The sequence below is a fragment of the Streptomyces sp. NPDC057697 genome, from assembly GCF_042799335.1.
GTDB lineage: Bacteria > Actinomycetota > Actinomycetes > Streptomycetales > Streptomycetaceae > Streptomyces.
In genome coordinates this window covers 560,895-578,735 of record NZ_JBHVJA010000001.1, presented here as the reverse complement: position 1 = coordinate 578,735, position 17,841 = coordinate 560,895, and the positions used below count along the sequence as shown (strand labels likewise).

The window sequence follows — 17,841 nt, the reverse complement described above, 5'->3', positions numbered from 1 at the left end:
GGGAGCCGCACCATGCGCGCAGCCGTACTGCACGAGATCGGCCAGGACAAACTGGAGGTCCTCGACGACATCGAGGCCGTGGGCTTCGGCCCCGGCAAGGTCAGGCTCCGCATCAGGGCCACCGGGCTCTGCCACTCCGACATCTCCGCGATGAACGGGGTGCTGCCGCAGCCCGCCCCGTTCATCCCGGGCCACGAGGGCGCCGGTGAGGTCCTGGACGTCGGCGACGGCGTCACCGGGCTGAGCGCGGGGGACCGGGTGCTGGTCTGCTGGCTGCCCGCCTGCGGGGCGTGTCCGTCCTGCAAGCGCGGCCAGACCCAGCTCTGCCTGGCGGGCTTCATGAACGCGGGCACCCCCAACTTCAAGCGCTCCGGCGGGAGTTCCGACGTATTCGGCTTCGCGGGCACCGGCACCTTCACCGAGGAGGTCGTCGTCGGCGCGGGCTGCGCGGTGCCGATCCCCGACGACGTGCCGTTCGAGATCGCCGCGCTGATCGGCTGCGGGGTGACCACCGGACTCGGCGCCGCCATCAACACCGCCCGGGTGGAGGCGGGTTCGTCGGTCGCCGTGATCGGCTGCGGCGGCGTCGGCATCTCCACGATCCAGGGCGCCAGGGTGCAGGGCGCCGCCCAGATCGTGGCCGTGGACCCGGTCGCCTCCCGGCGCGAGGCGGCGCTGCGGTTCGGCGCGACGGAGGCGGTGGCGCCCGACGAGTTCGCCGACGCCAAGCAGCGGATCACCGCGGGCGAGGGCTTCGACTACGTCTTCGAGGTCGTCGGCAAGTCGGCCACCGCACGCACCGCGTACGAGAACACCCGCCGCGGCGGCACCCTGTGCATCGTCGGCGCGGGCGCGATGGACGACAACTTCCAGGTCAACATGTTCGAGCTGTTCTTCGACGAGAAGCGGATCCTGCCCTCCATGTACGGCGGCGGCGATGTGCTGCGCTCGTACGAACGGGCCATCGCGCTCTGGCGGGCCGGGCGGATCGACCTCGAATCGATGATCACCCACCGGGTGCGGCTCGACGGGATCAACGACGCACTCGACCAGATGCGGACCGGCGAGTCGCTGCGCACCTGCGTCGAGCTCTGACCACCGCCCCTCCCGAGAGGACTGGAGAGATTCCGATGTCACTTCCCCTGGACGGCAGGTCCGCGATCGTCACGGGCGCGGGCCGCGGCCTCGGCCGCGCCGAAGCGCTGGAACTGGCCCGGCTGGGCGCGTCCGTGGTCGTCAACGACTACGGGCAGCCCGGCCGCGACGGCTCCGGCGAGGCGTCCGCCACGCCCGCGGAGGAGGTCGCCGAGGAGATCCGGGCCGCGGGCGGCCGGGCGGTCGCCCACCTCGGCGACGTCTCCGACCACGAACAGGCCCGCGCCCTGGTGGAACTGGCCGTCGACACCTACGGAAAGCTCGACGTCCTGGTCAACAACGCGGGCATCCTGCGCGACCGGATGATCTTCTCGATGACCGAGGACGAGTGGGACTCCGTCATCAGGGTCCACCTCAAGGGGCACTTCAACACCACGCACTTCGCCGCCGCCCACTGGCGCGCCCGCTCCAAGGCGTCCGGCGGCCCGGTCCACGGCCGGATCGTCAACACCTCCTCGGAGGCGTTCCTGGCCGGTTCGGCGGGCCAGCCGAACTACGCGGCGGCCAAGGGCGGCATCGTCGGCCTCACCACCTCCACGGCCCTGGCCCTGGCCCGGTACGGGGTCACCGCCAATGTCATCTGCCCGCGGGCCCGCACCCGGATGACCGAGGACGTCTTCGCGGGCTTCCAGGAACCGGCGGAAGGCCGCCTCGACGCGCTGGCGCCCGAACACGTCGCGCCACTGGTCGGCTATCTGGCCTCCCCGGCCGCCGCCAAGGTCAACGGGCAACTGCTCGTGGTGCACGGCGGGATGGTCGCGATCGTCGAACGCCCCAGGGTCGCGGCGAAGTTCGACTCCTCGAAGGAGACGTTCTCCTTCGACGAACTCGACGAGCTGATCTCGCCGTACTACGAGGACCGCCCGCCGAACGAGACCTTCGCCGCCGCCGAAGTACTGGGGCTGAAGCGGGGCTGACGGGGACGCAGGGGAAAGGGGCGGGCCCCGGCAGCCGTCTTTCGGCTGCCGGGGCCCGCCCGTCCGTCGTCGCTGTGCCGCGCGGTCAGGCCGCCCGGCCGTCCCCCTCGGAGGGGCGGCGGTGGCGGCCGTGCGGCTCCGCAGACATGTCGTCCATCGACTCACCCCCTCGGTGCTTTCCGTAGCCGCCGGCTTCGGCCCGGTCCGCGTCCTGCGGACGCGTCTGGGTCGGGTCGGTTCGGGCTTCAGACATGTGGGAAGTCACCCCGTTGCGATCGCTTACGTGTGTGTCACCGGGCCGTCGCCCACCGCGACACGGAGCGGTCGCCGCAGGCGACCGCCGGGTACGGCTGCGTGGCCCGGGTCCAGAATCTTAACCAGGCGTCATGCGCCCCGTCAGAGGCGCCTGTCCCAGTGGAACCGGCTTGCACACGGGTAGAGGCGCGCAGGCGGCGGACGGTTGCATACCGCTTTCCGCGGCGGGCTCCGCCGACGCCGGTACGCCGGGTCCGTCGTCCGTCGGCGCCTCCAGCAGCGCCACCCCGCACGCCACGTTCCCGTCGGCGTACGGGAGTCCGAGCACACCGTCACGGGTCCACACCCCGCGGCCGGCCTGCCACCCCCCGGGGGCGGCGAACTGATGCAGCCGACGCCCCGCCGGACGCCACACCCCGACCCAGCTGCCCGCCGCCCCGTCGATCCGCAGCGCCACCGCGCAGCTCTCCGGCATCAGCATCTGGCCCGGCTGCACGGCGAACGGCGTCACCGCCACATCGGCCGGGCGCAGGCACTCCGGGAAGCGCACCGGCAGACAGCTGCCGAGCACGCCCCACCCCAGCCGGTCGTGCCCCGGCGCGTCCGAGCGGATCAGCAGCAGTCCGCTGTCCGGATCGGCGAGCAGCAGCCGGTCGTTGCTGTCCGGGGCGATCTGGAGGAGCGGCGTCACCTCCCCGCCCCGCTCCAGGTCCACGGCGACCGCCTTGACCGGGCCGCCGTCCGGCAGCTCCCGGTCCAGGGCCAGCATCCGGCCCGCCCGGTCCAGCCAGGCGCCGCCGGAGCACCGCCCCGGGACCTCCGCGACCGGCGCGGGCCCGAAGGCACCCCCCACCACCTGCCAGACGGAGGTGGAGCGCGCACCGGCCGACAGCGCGTAGGCGCTCACCCCGTCCGGCGACGGCGGCAGCAGGGTCAGGTCCGCGCGGGCGACGGTGCCGAGCGGGAGCTCACCGGTCCCGGGACCGGTCGGGTAGAGCAGAGACACCGCGTGCCGGTCCGCGACCCGGCGCCGGATCAGCACCCGCCCGTCGGCCAGCGGCAGCACCTCGGAGTCCGGCTCCTCCGGCTGGTCGAGGGGGAGCGGCACGGCGTAGGGCTCGGGTCCGTCGAGCGTCCAGCGCTCCACGAACCACGCGCCGCCCGGCTCGTCGGACGCCTCCGCCGCGACATCCGCGAGCGCGAGCCGGGCCGCGTACGAACCGTCCGCGGCGATCGTGAACGCGGGCGCGACGAAGGGCGCCCCGAGGGGCGCGAGGGGGCCGTCCGGTCCGTCCGGCAGGTCGTCCGGCGGGTCGTCCCCGGTGGCCGTGGTCGCCTCCGCGGTCCCGTTCTCGATGGCACAGGCAGTCATGGGCTGGGCACCTCCGGCAACCGAAGCTAGTTTTCGCACTTCCTGCCGGACAACGCGACACCTGCCACTTCACACATAAGGGTGGCGCTGCCCGGGTTCGCCTGAGAAGCAGGGGGTTGTGTGCTGGCCGCGGGGCCGAACGCGGGCCCGAGGAGCGGGGCCGTGCCGCCCGCGAGGCCGACGGACGGGGGCGGCCGTGCCGGTCGCGAGGCCGACGGACGGGGGTGGCCGTGCTGGTCGTGGGACCAATGAGTAAGGTTAGGCGGCCCTAAGCGTTATTGGTGTGTTCGTTACAACTGGAGCAAGTGATGTCCCTTCGTCGCCGCGGTACCGCCGCAGTCGGCCTGGCGGTGGCCGCCGCCCTTTCCCTCTCCGCCTGCGGGAGCGACGACGGGGGCTCCGGCGGCTCGGCCAAGTCCGACGGCGGCGACAAGAAGGCGGCCGTCGCCACGGGCGGCAAGGACTTCGGCGACGCCGCGAAGAAGACGGCGGCGTACGGGACGGACGCCAAGGCCGGCCAGTTCCCCCGCACCCTCACCCACGCCATGGGCAAGACGGAGATCAAGTCCGCCCCCAAGCGCGTCGTCGTGCTGGACGTCGGCGAGTTCGACAACGTCGTGTCGCTGGGCGTGAAGCCGGTCGGCTACGCCCCCTCCGAGGGCGACGCCGCCATTCCCTCGTACCTGAAGAAGGACGCGGGCAACCCCAAGAACGTCGGCACGATCAACAACCTCAACCTTGAGGCGATCGCCGGTCTGAAGCCCGACCTGATCCTCGGCAGCCAGCTGCGCGCCGCCGACAAGTACGACGCGCTCTCCAAGATCGCGCCGACCGTGTTCTCCATCCGTCCGGGCTTCACCTGGAAGGAGAACTACCTCCTCAACGCCGCCGCGCTGGACAGGACGGCCAAGGCCAAGAGCGAACTCGGCGCCTACGAGGCCAAGGCGAAGAAGCTCGGCGAGGACATCGGCCCGAAGAAGCCGACCATCTCCATGGTCCGCTACCTGCCGGACCGCATCCGTCTCTACGCCAAGGCGTCCTTCATCGGCACCATCCTGGAGGACACCGGTCTGCCCCGGCCCAAGAACCAGCAGATCGACGACCTCGCCGCCGAGATCAGCCCGGAGAAGATCGACGAGGCCGACGCCGACTGGATCTTCACCGGCGTCTACGGCGACGTGAAGGCCACCAAGCGCGACACCACGCAGGCCAACCCGCTGTGGAAGAACCTCAAGGCCGTCAAGGAGGGCCGGGCCAAGGACGTCTCCGACGAGACCTGGTACCTCGGCCTCGGCGTCACGGCGGCGAACCTGGTCCTCGACGACCTCCGCGCCGACCTCGTGAAGTAACGACCGCGGAGCAGGCCGTGGCGGTCCGCGCGGACCGCCACGGCCCCGGACGACGGGGCGCGGCGGGCAGGTAGCCTTTGCTTGTGCCCCGTCTGTCTGATGTCCTCGCCGAGCTCGACGCCCTCTGGCCGCCCGAGCGGGCCGAGGGCTGGGACGCGGTCGGGACGGTCTGCGGAGACCCGGACGCCGTCGTCGACCGCGTGCTCTTCGCCGTCGACCCCGTCCACGAGATCGTCGACGAGGCGATCCGGCTCGGCGCCCAGCTGATCGTCACCCACCACCCCCTCTACCTGCGGGGTACGACGACGGTCGCGGCCGACACCTTCAAGGGCCGGGTCGTGCACACCCTCATCAAGCGCGACATCGCGCTGCACGTCGCCCACACCAACGCCGACACCGCCGACCCGGGCGTCTCCGACGCGCTGGCCGGCGCGCTCGACCTGCGCATCGAGGGCCCGCTCGTACCGGACCCGTCCGACCCCGCGGGCCGACGCGGCCTCGGCCGGATCTGCGTGCTCGACCACCCCGAGACCCTGGCGGAATTCGCCGCCCGCGCGGCCGCCCGGCTGCCCGCCACCGCACAGGGCATCCGGCTCGCCGGCGATCCCGCGTCGACGGTGCGGACCGTCGCCGTCAGCGGCGGCTCGGGCGACAGCCTCTTCGACGCGGTGCGCGCCGCGGGCGTCGACGCCTTCCTCACCGCCGACCTGCGCCACCACCCGGCCTCCGAAGCCATCCAGCACTCCCCGCTGGGCCTGATCGACGCCGCGCACTGGGCCACCGAATGGCCCTGGTGCGAACAGGCCGCGGCCCAGCTCGACGCGATTTCCGACCGCCACGGATGGGACCTGCGGGTCCATGTCTCGAAGCAGGTCACCGACCCCTGGACCACCACCACCCACCACTCTTCTGGAGCCCCCAACTGAACGCCGCGCCCGCCGACCAGATCCGACTCCTCGACGTCCAGGCCCTCGACGTACGCCTGTCGCAGCTCGCCCACCGGCGCAAGTCGCTGCCCGAGCACGCCGAGATCGAGTCGCTCACCAGCGACCTCGCGCAACTGCGCGACCTGCTGGTCGCCTCGCAGACCGAGGAGAGCGACACCGCCCGCGAGCAGACCAAGGCGGAACAGGACGTCGACCAGGTGCGCCAGCGCGCCACCCGCGACCAGCAGCGCCTCGACTCCGGCGCGGTCACCTCGCCGAAGGACCTGGAGAGCCTCCAGCGCGAGATCGCCTCGCTGGCCAAGCGCCAGAGCGACCTGGAGGACGTCGTCCTCGAAGTGATGGAGCGCCGCGAGTCCGCCCAGGAGCGCGTCACCGAGCTGTCCGACCGGGTCTCCGCCGTCCAGGCCAAGACCGATGATGCGACCGCCCGCCGCGACGCCGCGACCAAGGTGCTCGACGAGGAGGCCGCGACCGTCACCAAGGAGCGCGAGGTCGTCGCCGGTTCCGTCCCCGCGGACCTGCTCAAGCTCTACGACAAGCTCCGCGTCCAGCAGGGCGGGGTCGGCGCCGCCCGTCTCTACCAGCGCCGCTGCGAGGGCTGCCGTCTCGAACTGAACATCACCGAGGTCAACGACGTGAAGGCGGCCTCCCCGGACACCGTCCTGCGCTGCGAGAACTGCCGCCGCATCCTGGTCCGTACGGCGGAGTCGGGCCTGTAATGACCCAGCCGCGCCAGTTCGTCATCGAGGCCGACGGCGGTTCCCGGGGCAACCCCGGGCCCGCCGGATACGGGGCGGTCGTCATCGACCCGGTGACGGGCGAGACCCTCGCCGAGGCAGCCGAGTACATCGGCGTCGCGACCAACAACGTCGCCGAGTACAAGGGCCTCATCGCGGGCCTGCGGGCGGCGAAGGCGCTGGTCCCGGACGCCTCGGCGGACGGCGCGCTCCAGGTACGGGTCCGGATGGACTCCAAGCTGGTCGTGGAACAGATGTCGGGCCGCTGGAAGATCAAGCACCCCGACATGAAGCCGCTCGCCGCGGAGGCCGCCAGGATCCTGCCGGCCTCCGCCGTCACGTACGAGTGGATCCCGCGCGAGAAGAACAAGCACGCCGACCGGCTCGCCAACGAGGCGATGGACGCGGGCAAGCGCGGCAAGCAGTGGGAGCCGTCCGCCTCCACGGCCGCCCTCGACACCCCCCGGCCCTCGGCCGCCGGCCTGCCGCCCGTGTCCGGCCCGCCCGGCGACGCGGCGGCGGGCGCGGCGAAGGCCCGCGCGGCCCTGGCCTCCAGGCCGGGAGCGGCTTCCGCACCGGCCCGCCCGGCGCAGGCGGGTCGGGCGGCTCAGGGGAACGGTACGGGTCAGGCGGGTCAGGGGAACGGTACGGGGCAGGCGGCTCAGGCGGACCGCCCGGCCTCGACGGACCGTACGGCTCAGGAGGGTCAGGCGGGTCAGGTGGACCGTGCGGCTCAGGCAGCTCAGGCGGACCGTACGGCTCCCCAGGTCGGCTGGGGCGCGGCGCCCGATCTCGGGGCGCCCGCCACCTTCGTCCTGCTCCGGCACGGCGAGACGGCCCTCACCCCCGAGAAGCGCTTCTCGGGCAGCGGCGGCAGCGACCCCGCGCTCTCGCCGACCGGCCGCCACCAGGCCGAACGCATCGCGCGGTCGCTGGCCGAGCGCGGCACGATCGAGGAGATCGTCAGCTCCCCGCTGCGCCGCTGCCGTGAGACGGCGGCCGCGGTGGCGGCCCGGCTCGGTCTGGAGGTCAGGATCGAGGACGGTCTGCGCGAGACGGACTTCGGTGCCTGGGAGGGCCTGACCTTCGCCGAGGTGCGCGAGCGCTACGGCCCCGATCTGGAAGCCTGGCTCGCTTCCGCGAAGGCGGCCCCGACCGGCGGCGGCGAGAGCTTCGCCGAGGTCGCCCGCCGGGTGGCGGCCACCCGCGACCGCCTCACCGCCCGCCACGCGGGCCGCACGGTCCTCCTGGTCACCCATGTGACGCCGATCAAGACCCTGGTCCGGCTGGCCCTCGGCGCCCCGCCGGAAGCCATGTTCCGGATGGAGCTCTCGGCCGCATCGGTCTCGGCGGTGGCGTACTACGCGGACGGGAACGCCTCGGTCCGGGTGCTGAACGACACCTCGCACCTGAGGTGAGGCGGAGGCGCCCCGGCGCCGCGCGACGCCCCGCACCCGATGCCGATCGGCCGGGGGTTGGGTCTGGGTCTGGGACTGGGGGCCGGAGGCAGCCTTTCGGACGGCTCGGAGCCGCCGCGCGGTACGGCTCCGGAGGGGCGGCAGCCGGCGGGTGAGTCAGCCGCGCAGCGCCGCCGCCTCGCCCGCCAGCCGCTCCACCCGCGCCCAGTCCTTCGCCGCGATCGCGTCCGCGGGCACCATCCAACTGCCGCCCACGCAGCCGACGTTGGGCAGTGCCAGATAGGACGGTGCGGAGTCGGGGGAGATGCCGCCGGTCGGGCAGAAGCGGGCCTGCGGCAGCGGCGCGGAGAGGGCCTTCAGATACGCCGTGCCACCCGCCGCCTCGGCCGGGAAGAACTTCATCTCGGTGACGCCCCGCTCCAGCAGCGCGACCACCTCGGACGTCGTGGAGACCCCCGGCAGGAACGGCACCCCCGACGCCTTCATCGCGTCCAGCAGGCCGTCCGTCCAGCCGGGACTGACCAGGAACCGGGCCCCCGCGGCGACGGTGTCGGCGACGTTCCGTACGGAGATCACCGTGCCGGCCCCGACCACCGCGTCCGGCACCTCGGCCGCGATCGACGTGATGGCGTCCAGCGCCGCGGCGGTGCGCAGCGTCACCTCGATGGCCGGGAGCCCGCCCGCGACCAGGGCCCGCGCGAGCGGCACCGCGTCGGCGGCGTCCTCCAGGACGACTACGGGCACGACGGGGGCGAGGTCCAGCACAGAGGAGGTCATGGCCTCATCTTGCCGCGTCGAATGCACCGTACGCAACGAGCGTTGCGCATGCTGCAACGTACGTAGTGGGGCGATGGCCAGGCAGTCCGGCAGTCGGCCGGTCGGGCGGCCCGGCGGCCGGGCAACCCGGCGGTTCGTCCGACAGTGCAACCCGGCGGTTCGTCCGACAGTCCGGAGGACGGCTCAGCGGACCTCCGCCACCGGACCTCCGCCACCGGCTCCGACGTCCTCCGTCACGCTCACCGGCTCACGGTTCAGTGGATCTCCGTCACCACGACATCGAGCGACCAGGGCCGCCCGGCCCGCGCAGGGGCCTCGGCCTCCACCACGTACCCGAGTTCGCGCAGGGCCTCCACCAGCTCCGCGGGCCCCTCCGGCCGGGCGCCGGAGACCAGCAGATCGCGGACCATCCGCCCCTTCGTCGCCTTGTTGAAGTGGCTGACCACCGACCGCTTCTCCACGCCGTCCACCAGCTGGGAGTGCAGCACCCGCACGCTCGCCGTGCGCTCCGCCGTCCCGCCCTTCGGCTTCCAGGCAGCGGTGTAGGCGGAGGACCGCAGGTCCAGGACGAGCCCGTCCCCGGCCGCCTCCGGCATCACCCGCGCCATCGGTTCGCGCCAGTACGCCCCGAGCGCGCCCAGGCCGGGCAGCTTGACCCCCATCGAGCAGCGGTACGACGGGATCCGGTCGCCCACCCGCACGGCGCCCCACAGCCCGGAGAAGACCAGCAGCGATTTCCCGGCCCGCCGCTTGGCCGCCGCGTCCAGGGAGGCCAGGTCCAGCGCGTCGTACAGCACCCCCGTGTAGATCTCCCCGGCCGGACGCGTCCCGGCCGTGCGCAGCTCCACGTTCTTGGCGATCTCGCCGCGCAGCCCCTCGCTCAGCCCGAGCACCTCGCGGGCCTTCTCCTGGTCCGCCGCGCACAGCCCGACCAACTCGTCGAGAACCGCCGCCCGCGCATCGGCCAGCCCCGGCAACGAGAGCGACTCCGGCTTCAGGGGCGCCCCCCGCCCCGAGGCGGCCTTGCCTTCGGAGGGCGGCAACAGCACGAGCACGGTGGTTCTCCTTCGTACGCACAGGAGGGGCAGGACCAGGCCCCCGCGCCAGCGTACGGGCACACCAAGCCCACCCGGACCGGCCCCCGGGCTGTGCCGCACGGGGTGAGCCGCCGGACCGCTCCGTGGGCTGCCGCACCGGGGCGGCTGCCTGGACGCCCCCGGGCTGTACCGCACGGGGTCAGCCGCCGGAACGCCCCCGCCCGCCCGGGATGCCGCCCGCCCCGCCCCGCCATACGCTCGGTCCATGCCGCGCCGCCATCTCCGTATGACCGGGCTCCGTACGGCCGGGCTCCGTACGACCGGGCCGTCGGCCGACTCCCCGCTGCGGGCGTCCCTGCGCGGCCTGCGTGCCCGGCTCGGCCTCCCCGACGACTTCCCGCCCGAGGTCCTCGCCGAGGCGGAACGGGCGGCGAAGGACCCGGCGGTCCAGGCCCACGAGGACGCGACGGACCTGCCGTTCCTCACCATCGACCCGCCCGCCTCGACCGACCTGGACCAGGCCATGTACCTGGAACGCCGCCGACGCGGCTACCGGGTCCACTACGCCATCGCCGACGTCGCCGCCTTCGTACGCCCCGGCGGCGCGCTCGACACCGAGGCCCACCACCGGGTGACGACCCTCTACTTCCCCGACGGCCGTGTGCCGCTCCACCCCGCCCTGCTCTCCGAGGGCGCCGCCAGCCTCCTGCCGGGGCGCACCCGCCCCGCCGTGCTCTGGCGGATCGACCTCGACCCCGAGGGCGTCACCGTCGCCACCTCGGTGCGCCGGGCCCTGGTCCGCAGCCGCGCCGGACTCGACTACGCGGGCGTCCAGCGGCAGATCGACACCGGCACCGCCGAGGAGCCCCTGGCCCTGCTCCGCACCATCGGACGGCTCCGCGAGGAGCAGGAGACCGCCCGCGGCGGCATCTCCCTCGACGTGCCCGAGCAGGAGATCGTCGAACGCGACGGCGGCTACGGCCTCGAATACCGCGCCCCGCTGCCCGCCGAGGGCTGGAACGCCCAGCTCTCCCTGCTCACCGGCATGGCCGCCGCCCGCCTGATGGCCGAGACCGGCACCGGCATCCTGCGTACCCTGCCGGTCGCCCCGGACGGCGCCGTGGCCCGGCTGCGCCGCTCCGCCGAAGCGCTGCACATCGACTGGCCGCACCACGTCCCGTACGCTCAGGTCGTCCGCTCCCTCGACCCGAGGCGGTCCGACCACGCCGCGTTCCTCCAGGAGTGCACCACCCTGCTGCGCGGCGCGGGCTACACCGTCTTCGACCACGGCGAACTCCCCACGCCCGCCGTCCACGCCGCCGTGGCCGACCTCTACACGCACTGCACCGCCCCGCTGCGCCGGCTCGTCGACCGGTACGCGGCCGAGCTGTGCCTCGCCGCCGTGGCGGACCGGGAGCCGCCCGAGTGGGTGCGCGCCGCGCTGCCCGTACTGCCCGGGGAGATGGCGGAGGGGACGGGGCGGGCCAACACGGTCGAGCGGGAGTGCGTCGACCTGGTCGAGGCCGCGCTGCTCAAGGACCGGGTCGGCGAGATCTTCGACGCGTACGTGGTCGACGTGTCGGAGCGGGAACCCGCCACCGGCACCGTCCACATCGACGACCCGGCCGTCGTCGCGCGGATCGAGAGCGGCGACGCGGGGCTCCCGCTGGGGGAGTGGCTGCGGGTCAGGCTGGTCCGCGCGGATCCCGGTGCGGCGAAGGTGCTCTTCGCCCCCGCGTGAGCGCGGCCACGGCGGCCCCGGGATCATCCGCGTGGAACCGTACCGAGCGCGCCCACCCGCGCCTGCCCAGCGGTCGTACGAACTCCACCGGAGCGGCCAGCTCCACGGTCACCGTCGTCTGACCGCCCACGGCCAGATCGAGCACCCCGTCGTCGCCCAGCCGCACCGTACCGCCCTCGGGAAAGCGCCGCTCGACCCGTGCCCCGACGACGCCGGCGGCGGGAATCCGCAGGTCGAACAGGCCGCCGTAGCGGATCCGCAGCGCGCCGTCGGCGTCCACCACGTGCGGCCGGGTCACGCACGCGGCATGCGTACCCAGGACGAACACCACCCCGTACACATCGAGCACCAGCAGAATTCCGTGCGCGACCGGCCACGGGACCAGCAGGGCGAGCATCACGGTCTCGACGACGGAGACGAACAGCAGGCCGTACATCATCGCCGTCTGCGGCCCGGTGTACGGGACGGCGAGCGCCCCCTCGGGAACGGCGTGGCGCCGCCGGAGCACCCACAGCCCGAGACTGTGCAGGGCACGCAGCTCGTGCCGGACGAGACGCCGCACCCTCATCCCGCCGCCCTCCCCGCCACGCGGTCCGCCAGGGCCGCCATCACCCGGCGCACCACCTCGGCCTGCGCGGGCGCGTAGTCGTCGAGCAGCGCCTCACCCAGCCCGGTCATCACCGGCCCGTCCGGGGGGATCGCCGCCAGCACGGCGTCCGGCACCGCGGCCCCCAGCGCGGCGGCGAGCGGAGCGATCCGGGCGTCGTCCGGGGCCGCCCCCGCCAGTTCGTCCAGCCGCTCGTACAGCGCGTGCAGCGCCGGATCCCCGGCCAGCGGCGCCAGCGCGGCACGGAGCTCACCACCGGCGCCGACGGAATCCAGCAGTACGAGATGCTCATGGTCCTTGGCGGCCATGGCGGAGCCGGTCACCGGCGCCGTACCCAGCAACTCCGCCAGGGCCGGCGACACCGGCTCCTCGGCGGAGACCGGCCCTTCCAGCAACCGCGCCAGCCGACGCCGCCGCTCCCGGATCCCGCGCTCCTGCCGGGCCAGATCCGCGTCCAGCCCGGCCAGCACCTCCATGAGCTCGTGCCCCGCCACATCGGCGAGCACGTCCCGCACCTCGTCCAGCCCGAGCCCCAACTCCGTGAGCCGCCGGATCCGGGCCAGCACCACGGCGTCCCGCACGCCGTAGACGCGGTAACCGTTGGCCCTGCGTCCGGGCTCGGGCAGCAGCCCGATGTGGTGGTAGTGCCGGATCGTCCGCGAGGTGACCCCTACGAGTGCGGCTATCTCTCCGATACGCATGGCCCCAGTAGAAACCTTGACGCCACGACAGGGTCAAGCACGCACCGCGCTCCCGCGCACCCGCGGCATCTGACAACTCCGCACCCGTCTGTGCCACGATCGAGGGGCGTACTCCCCCTCTCACGGACGGCGGGCCCATCGATGTCCCAATCTGGCGAGCGACCGAGGAAAGGGCGTGACATGACTGCCATGCCGTACGAACCACTCACGCAGGCGGACGTCCTGCTGGAGGGTTTCCTGGCGCTGGATACGCCGGAGGGCTTCCGGGCCGAGCTGATCGAGGGGGACATTGTCGTGACGCCGCCGCCGGACGGGGACCACGAGGACTGCATCAGTTTGATCATGAAGCAGGTGATCAGGCTGGCCCGGACGGATATGGACTTCTCCGGGAACAAGGGGTTGAAGCTGGCGAGCGGTGGACGCTGCCCCAAGAACCACGTCATTCCCGACGGCACCTTCGCCCCCGCAGAACTGCGTCTGTACCGGGGAGCGGAACCCTGGATGCCATGTGACGGGGTGGCCCTCGTGGTCGAGGTCACCTCGACCAAGCCGAGGGCGGACCGTACGGACAAGCGCCACTGCTACGCCCGTGGCCCCGTCCCGCTCTACCTCCTGGTCGACCGGGACCAGTCCTCGCTGACGCTGTTCAGCGACCCGGAGGGCGACGACTACCGTCAGCACTGCACGATCCCGTTCGGCAAGCGGCTCGCCCTCCCGGAGCCGTTCGCCTTCGACCTGGAGACCGGGGAACTCGTCTGAACCCCGGCGCCGACCGGCCGCCCCCGCAGGCCGGGTAGCATGGTCGGCACGGCAGACGAGCCGGGCGGACGGCCGCGTGGGGATCCTCGGATCTCCCCGAGGAACGTCCGGGCTCCACAGGGCAGGGTGATGGCTAACGGCCACCCGGGGTGACCCGCGGGACAGTGCCACAGAAAACAGACCGCCGGGGACTTCGGTCCTCGGTAAGGGTGAAACGGTGGTGTAAGAGACCACCAGCGCCTGAGGCGACTCAGGCGGCTAGGTAAACCCCACCCGGAGCAAGGTCAAGAGGGGCCGCCGCAAGACGGCCCTGCGCGAATGATCGAGGGCTGCCCGCCCGAGTTCGCGGGTAGACCGCACGAGACCGGCAGCAATGCCGGTCCTAGATGGATGGCCGTCTCCCCGGCCGCCGCGAGGCGACCGGGCGACAGAACCCGGCGTACAGCCCGACTCGTCTGCCCTTTCAGGCTCCTGACCTGCGGTATCGAAGGTCAGGAGCCTTTTCTCCTGGAATCGTGGGCGCCGCCTCACCCGGGCGGGGCCTTTCGGAGGCATGGTCCGGGCCGGTGCTCCAGCCAAGTGGTCAGGGCGCTGGAGGCTTCCGATGTCTGCCGGTCCCGGGGCCGAGCTTCGGTGACGCCTCAGGAGCGGCGGCAACCTCGGCGTGGGGAAACAGGATGCGTCTTGCCTCCGAGAGGTTCGCCGCGAAGCCGTGCGGCTCCCACAGATGGCCGTTCCACCGCTGGATCGCGCGGGGCGCATCGGGGTTCAGATGCGATGCCCTCGGGCCGTCGCCGGTCACGAGGGGTACGGCGCGGAGTTGCCCGATCCTCGCGTCGCGACGCTCGGCCCACCGGGAGAGCGGTTCGTCGTCCATGTCCGGAGCGTAGTGGGTCAGGCGATCCGGTGCTCCCAGCGCAGAGAGAGGGCCTGGTCGATCCAGTACCGGTGGGACGCGGGCGTCACGCGGGGCCGTACGGAGTCGATCCCCGGCGCCCCGGCGTCCTGCCCAGGCGACGAGTGGACATTGCATGTCGTCCCACAGGGCCACTGGGCCGCCTCGGGGAACGGCCCAGGTCTCGCTGTCGGAGAGGAACTCGGTGAACGACTCCCTCTCCGGATCGAACGGATACCGCAAGGGTGAGGATGAAGTACCGCAGGTGCCGGACCTTATGGCTGCCTGTTGAGCACCCTGTCCAGCACCTTGCGCAGACCGAGGCGCTCACCCTCCTGGTATGCGTGTGCGTATTCTGCCTCGCCCAGTGCCTTGCGGGCCCGCTCGACGCCGAGCGCACGATGGGCAGCCATATAGGAGAAACCGAAGTGTTGAGGAACGCCGGACGGCTGCCACACGCGGTCCACAGCCCCTAGCACGACGGCCGCTGAGCGGGCCTCGCCCCGGGCGACAAGCAACCAGGCGAGGGTCTCGCTCAACGTGGCTTCCCCCATGTGTTCGTCGATCTCCCAGGTGTGCCGGAATGCGCGTTGCAGGAGGTCCAGGGCTTCCCCTACATGCCCTGCTTCTCCGCGGGTGATGGCCAGGACCCACAACAGATAGCAGCGGTGCCATGTATCCCCACTCGTTTCGGACATGGCGAGGGCCTGCTTGAGCAGCGAAGTAGCCCGTGCGCTGTCTCCTTGGATGACCGCGCAAAGGCCGAGTTGAGCGATGCATTGCGCCCGCGTCAACAGGCTTGTGGACCACTGCCCCGCTGCCATCGAGGCCAGTGCGTACTTCGTGGAACTGTCGGTGTCCTGAACGACCAGGGCTGCCAGTCCACGCAGCTGCAGGAAGGCGGAGGTGAGTTCAGTCCTTGCGACCTCGTTCTCCGGAATTCTGGCGGAGACGGGCATGTCGGTCAGCGCCTGCTCGCCCTTACCGATGGCCTCGTCGGCACTGTCGTGATCTCCGTGGATGAGCAGCAGGAAACCGGTCACCCACACGGCCCGGCACCAGGTGAAAGTGGTTTGCAGAGAGGGCGGAACCGGATGCCGGTCGATGATCTTTCGCATCCAACGAGCGCCCTCTCCCGCATGCCCCGAGGTCAGGCAGTGCAGCCAGAATCCCAGGGAGGCCCGCAGAACAGTCTCTGCCGGCTCCCCGGTCGGCGGGGGCGTTGTGACGATCTGGCGCAGATTTGCGTGCTCGGAGCGTAGGCGCCGCAGCCAGTTGGCCTGATCGGGTGAACCGTAGGCGGATCCTGCTTGTGCGGCGAGGCCGAGATACCAAGCGCGATACCGGCGCTGCACATATGGCGCGCGGTCGCTCTCCCTGAGACGTTCCTGTCCGTAGGCGCGGACGGTCTCAAGCATTTGAAAACGGGTATGGCCGCCCACCTCCACTCTTGTGAGCAGCGACTTGTCCACGAGTCCGGCCAGCGCCTCGAAGGCGTCGACCTCAGTGTCATCGGGGGATCCCTGTGCGTTGTCTGCCGAGGCATTTCCGCAGAGCTGCTCCGCATCGGTGAGCTGGACTCCGCCGGAGCATAGCGAGAGCTGCTGCCAGGCGGCCCGTTCGGTATCGGTGCAGAGCTCGTAACTCCAGTCGAAGAGTGCACGTAGTGCCTGGTGGCGCGGATGCGCGGTGCGGTCGCGGCCGCCGGGGCCGAGCAGGCGGAATCGGTGGTCAAGCCGTTCCAAGAGTTCATCGAGGGTCAGAGTGCGCAGTCGCCGTGCGGCGATCTCCAGAGCGAGAGGCAGACCGTCCAGCCTCCGGCATACGCGGATGACGGTGTGCTGATTCGCTCCAGTTATCCGGAAGTCCGGACAGGCAGCGCTGGCTCGGTCGGCGAAGAGGACCACAGCCGATGAGGCTGCACAAGCATGGTGTGTTGGACCCGACTCGTTCGGCCGCCCATAGTCCCGAGCGGGCAGGTCCAGGGGATCCACCCGTAACACATGCTCTTCGCCGATATCCAAAGGCTGTCGGCTGGTGGTGAGGAAACGGAGTTCCGGCAGGAGCGAGAGCAGTGTACGAATGGCTCGGGCAACCGCATCGAGAAGATGCTCACAGTTGTCGAGCAGGAGGAGCATGTGTCGCCCGTGCAGCGCTCTGGCGAGTTCCGGCAGGGAGTCCCGGTCCGCGTGGGTCTGCACCCCGACGGCTGCCGCCACTGCCGCCACGACGGCGTCGTCGCCGTTGCAGTCAGCCAGCTCCACACAGTGCGTGCCGTCCGCGAACCGATCAGCTGACTGGAGCAGAAGACGCCGGGCAAGCCGGGTCTTCCCCACGCCACCGACTCCGGCAAGTGTGACGACCCGGCATTGCTCGATCAGTTCACGGCCTGCAGCGAGCTCACGCTCACGGCCCACGAAACTGGTGCCGTCTTGCCGGCCGAAGCCATGCGGAACGATCGCGGCCGGCTCCCGCCCTGCCACTTCCGGCCCGTACAAGGCGAGCCGCACGTTCTCCCAGCGTTCCTTCCAGGGGGCTGGGTCCTCACCACAGGCACGTACGTAGGCCAGTACCACCTGACAGGTGGGGAGCCGATGTCCAGCTGCAGCCTGCGAGAGGGTGCTGGAGGAGAAATGGGCCAGGTCCGCCATCTCCGCGTAGGTCAGGCCCCTTCTCTCGCGGATTTCGCGCAACCCCAGCGCGAAGCGCTCCAGAGGGCCGTCCTGTGGATCGAGCGGCTGCTCTCGACGACCCGGCCTGCCTTCCACCGCAGTTCTGCCCTTCGGCCAGCCTGTTGATGATTGATTGATTATGACTGTCGGCACAGCGTGGAGAACAACTCGATCGCCCCCGATCCTCGTTTTCTACCGCTCATTTGACGGTAGCCCAGAGGGCTTGCACGGGTTCCTCCCGCACCTGCTGATAGCACATCAGTTGGCCTGTTCCGCAGGGTTCGCGAATGGATCTCGCACAGGGCTCGTCCACGCCACGAGCTTGCCCGCGCACTCCCCAATCGAACGTCTCATCAGCCCCCACACTGGGAAGCGATCCAATGAACCAGTCACCGCAACCGAAGCCTGAGCAGGTCCTACCTTCCGGACAACAGCCGGAAGCCGACTCCACGAAGGCTGCGCCACCGCTGACCTCTTCTCCTCTGCATCCGATGCCACCTGG

Annotated in this window: 16 protein-coding genes and 1 other RNA gene; 9 read left to right on the top strand and 8 right to left on the bottom strand. The window is 71.8% G+C overall.

Features of this window, described 5'->3' with window-relative positions; all coding sequences use genetic code 11:
• Positions 1-12 precede the first annotated feature (12 nt).
• Together ACFVFH_RS02570 and ACFVFH_RS02565 are read left to right on the top strand one after the other, a co-directional pair.
• Positions 13-1,095 carry a Zn-dependent alcohol dehydrogenase gene (locus ACFVFH_RS02570; protein ID WP_383762326.1) on the top strand — a complete coding sequence of 361 codons (1,083 nt, stop codon included), beginning with the start codon at positions 13-15 and terminating at the stop codon, positions 1,093-1,095.
• A gap of 35 nt (positions 1,096-1,130) precedes the next feature.
• Positions 1,131-2,072 (top strand): 3-oxoacyl-ACP reductase, encoded by a 942-nt coding sequence (locus tag ACFVFH_RS02565; protein WP_383762323.1) that lies wholly within the window; start codon positions 1,131-1,133, stop codon positions 2,070-2,072.
• Positions 2,073-2,157: 85 nt separating this feature from the next.
• On the opposite strand, the gene ACFVFH_RS02560 is transcribed toward ACFVFH_RS02565, so the two are convergent.
• Together ACFVFH_RS02560 and ACFVFH_RS02555 are read right to left on the bottom strand one after the other, a co-directional pair.
• Complete coding sequence (locus tag ACFVFH_RS02560) at positions 2,158-2,325, bottom strand: hypothetical protein (protein WP_383762320.1); 168 nt, start codon at positions 2,323-2,325, stop codon at positions 2,158-2,160.
• 120 nt (positions 2,326-2,445) lie between these two features.
• Entirely contained in the window at positions 2,446-3,699 is a 1,254-nt protein-coding gene (locus tag ACFVFH_RS02555) for a hypothetical protein (RefSeq protein WP_383762317.1), read from the bottom strand.
• Between the two features lie 308 nt (positions 3,700-4,007).
• Between ACFVFH_RS02555 and ACFVFH_RS02550 the strand changes: the two genes are divergently transcribed.
• The 4 genes from ACFVFH_RS02550 (at position 4,008) to ACFVFH_RS02535 (ending at position 8,150) form a co-directional block, all read left to right on the top strand.
• Positions 4,008-5,048: an ABC transporter substrate-binding protein gene (locus ACFVFH_RS02550; protein WP_383762314.1), complete on the top strand. Its 1,041-nt coding sequence runs from the start codon at positions 4,008-4,010 to the stop codon at positions 5,046-5,048.
• An 83-nt stretch (positions 5,049-5,131) separates the two neighbouring features.
• On the top strand, positions 5,132-5,974 hold the full coding sequence (locus ACFVFH_RS02545) for a Nif3-like dinuclear metal center hexameric protein (RefSeq protein WP_383762311.1): 843 nt from the start codon (positions 5,132-5,134) through the stop codon (positions 5,972-5,974).
• Complete coding sequence (locus ACFVFH_RS02540; RefSeq protein ID WP_383763515.1) at positions 5,971-6,714, top strand: zinc ribbon domain-containing protein; 744 nt, start codon at positions 5,971-5,973, stop codon at positions 6,712-6,714. The genes ACFVFH_RS02545 and ACFVFH_RS02540 overlap by 4 nt, the downstream gene beginning before the upstream one ends.
• Positions 6,714-8,150 carry a bifunctional RNase H/acid phosphatase gene (locus tag ACFVFH_RS02535; protein ID WP_383762308.1) on the top strand — a complete coding sequence of 479 codons (1,437 nt, stop codon included), beginning with the start codon at positions 6,714-6,716 and terminating at the stop codon, positions 8,148-8,150. Before ACFVFH_RS02540 ends, ACFVFH_RS02535 begins: the two co-directional genes overlap by 1 nt.
• Positions 8,151-8,306: 156 nt before the next feature.
• On the opposite strand, the gene eda is transcribed toward ACFVFH_RS02535, so the two are convergent.
• Both eda and yaaA read right to left on the bottom strand, forming a co-directional pair.
• The gene (gene eda / locus ACFVFH_RS02530; RefSeq protein ID WP_383762306.1) at positions 8,307-8,927 is read right to left on the bottom strand and encodes a bifunctional 4-hydroxy-2-oxoglutarate aldolase/2-dehydro-3-deoxy-phosphogluconate aldolase; all 621 of its coding nucleotides are present in this window, start codon (positions 8,925-8,927) and stop codon (positions 8,307-8,309) included.
• Positions 8,928-9,181: 254 nt separating this feature from the next.
• The gene (gene yaaA, locus ACFVFH_RS02525; protein WP_383762303.1) at positions 9,182-9,982 is read right to left on the bottom strand and encodes a peroxide stress protein YaaA; all 801 of its coding nucleotides are present in this window, start codon (positions 9,980-9,982) and stop codon (positions 9,182-9,184) included.
• Between the two features lie 247 nt (positions 9,983-10,229).
• Between yaaA and ACFVFH_RS02520 the strand changes: the two genes are divergently transcribed.
• Entirely contained in the window at positions 10,230-11,705 is a 1,476-nt protein-coding gene (locus ACFVFH_RS02520; protein WP_383762300.1) for an RNB domain-containing ribonuclease, read from the top strand.
• On the opposite strand, the gene ACFVFH_RS02515 is transcribed toward ACFVFH_RS02520, so the two are convergent.
• Together ACFVFH_RS02515 and ACFVFH_RS02510 are read right to left on the bottom strand one after the other, a co-directional pair.
• Positions 11,650-12,273 carry a hypothetical protein gene (locus tag ACFVFH_RS02515; protein WP_383762297.1) on the bottom strand — a complete coding sequence of 208 codons (624 nt, stop codon included), beginning with the start codon at positions 12,271-12,273 and terminating at the stop codon, positions 11,650-11,652. The genes ACFVFH_RS02520 and ACFVFH_RS02515 overlap by 56 nt on opposite strands.
• On the bottom strand, positions 12,270-13,013 hold the full coding sequence (locus ACFVFH_RS02510) for a MerR family transcriptional regulator (RefSeq protein ID WP_383762294.1): 744 nt from the start codon (positions 13,011-13,013) through the stop codon (positions 12,270-12,272). The genes ACFVFH_RS02515 and ACFVFH_RS02510 overlap by 4 nt, the downstream gene beginning before the upstream one ends.
• A 189-nt stretch (positions 13,014-13,202) precedes the next feature.
• Here ACFVFH_RS02510 and ACFVFH_RS02505 point away from each other — a divergent pair, with 189 nt between their 5' ends.
• Together ACFVFH_RS02505 and rnpB are read left to right on the top strand one after the other, a co-directional pair.
• The gene (locus ACFVFH_RS02505) at positions 13,203-13,772 is read left to right on the top strand and encodes a Uma2 family endonuclease (RefSeq protein WP_383763513.1); all 570 of its coding nucleotides are present in this window, start codon (positions 13,203-13,205) and stop codon (positions 13,770-13,772) included.
• 56 nt (positions 13,773-13,828) lie between these two features.
• Positions 13,829-14,230: RNase P RNA component class A (gene rnpB, locus ACFVFH_RS02500), an RNA gene on the top strand.
• Positions 14,231-14,355: 125 nt separating this feature from the next.
• Here the strand turns inward: rnpB and ACFVFH_RS02495 are convergent.
• Positions 14,356-14,649: a DUF6087 family protein gene (locus tag ACFVFH_RS02495; protein ID WP_383762291.1), complete on the bottom strand. Its 294-nt coding sequence runs from the start codon at positions 14,647-14,649 to the stop codon at positions 14,356-14,358.
• Positions 14,650-14,942: 293 nt separating this feature from the next.
• Positions 14,943-17,492, bottom strand: coding sequence for an ATP-binding protein (locus ACFVFH_RS02490; RefSeq protein ID WP_383762288.1), 2,550 nt, complete (start codon positions 17,490-17,492; stop codon positions 14,943-14,945).
• Between the last annotated feature and the right edge of the window lie 349 nt (positions 17,493-17,841).

What these genes read in the sequence shown, in the direction of transcription:
- ACFVFH_RS02570 (WP_383762326.1), top strand. Translation starts at nt 13, where the DNA reads ATGCGCGCAGCCGTACTGCACGAGATCGGCCAGGACAAACTGGAGGTC.
- ACFVFH_RS02565 (WP_383762323.1), top strand. Translation starts at nt 1,131, where the DNA reads ATGTCACTTCCCCTGGACGGCAGGTCCGCGATCGTCACGGGCGCGGGC.
- ACFVFH_RS02560 (WP_383762320.1), bottom strand. Translation starts at nt 2,325, where the DNA reads ATGTCTGAAGCCCGAACCGACCCGACCCAGACGCGTCCGCAGGACGCG.
- ACFVFH_RS02555 (WP_383762317.1), bottom strand. Translation starts at nt 3,699, where the DNA reads ATGACTGCCTGTGCCATCGAGAACGGGACCGCGGAGGCGACCACGGCC.
- ACFVFH_RS02550 (WP_383762314.1), top strand. Translation starts at nt 4,008, where the DNA reads ATGTCCCTTCGTCGCCGCGGTACCGCCGCAGTCGGCCTGGCGGTGGCC.
- ACFVFH_RS02535 (WP_383762308.1), top strand. Translation starts at nt 6,714, where the DNA reads ATGACCCAGCCGCGCCAGTTCGTCATCGAGGCCGACGGCGGTTCCCGG.
- eda (WP_383762306.1), bottom strand. Translation starts at nt 8,927, where the DNA reads ATGACCTCCTCTGTGCTGGACCTCGCCCCCGTCGTGCCCGTAGTCGTC.
- ACFVFH_RS02520 (WP_383762300.1), top strand. Translation starts at nt 10,230, where the DNA reads ATGCCGCGCCGCCATCTCCGTATGACCGGGCTCCGTACGGCCGGGCTC.
- ACFVFH_RS02515 (WP_383762297.1), bottom strand. Translation starts at nt 12,273, where the DNA reads ATGAGGGTGCGGCGTCTCGTCCGGCACGAGCTGCGTGCCCTGCACAGT.
- ACFVFH_RS02510 (WP_383762294.1), bottom strand. Translation starts at nt 13,013, where the DNA reads ATGCGTATCGGAGAGATAGCCGCACTCGTAGGGGTCACCTCGCGGACG.
- ACFVFH_RS02505 (WP_383763513.1), top strand. Translation starts at nt 13,203, where the DNA reads ATGCCGTACGAACCACTCACGCAGGCGGACGTCCTGCTGGAGGGTTTC.
- ACFVFH_RS02495 (WP_383762291.1), bottom strand. Translation starts at nt 14,649, where the DNA reads ATGGACGACGAACCGCTCTCCCGGTGGGCCGAGCGTCGCGACGCGAGG.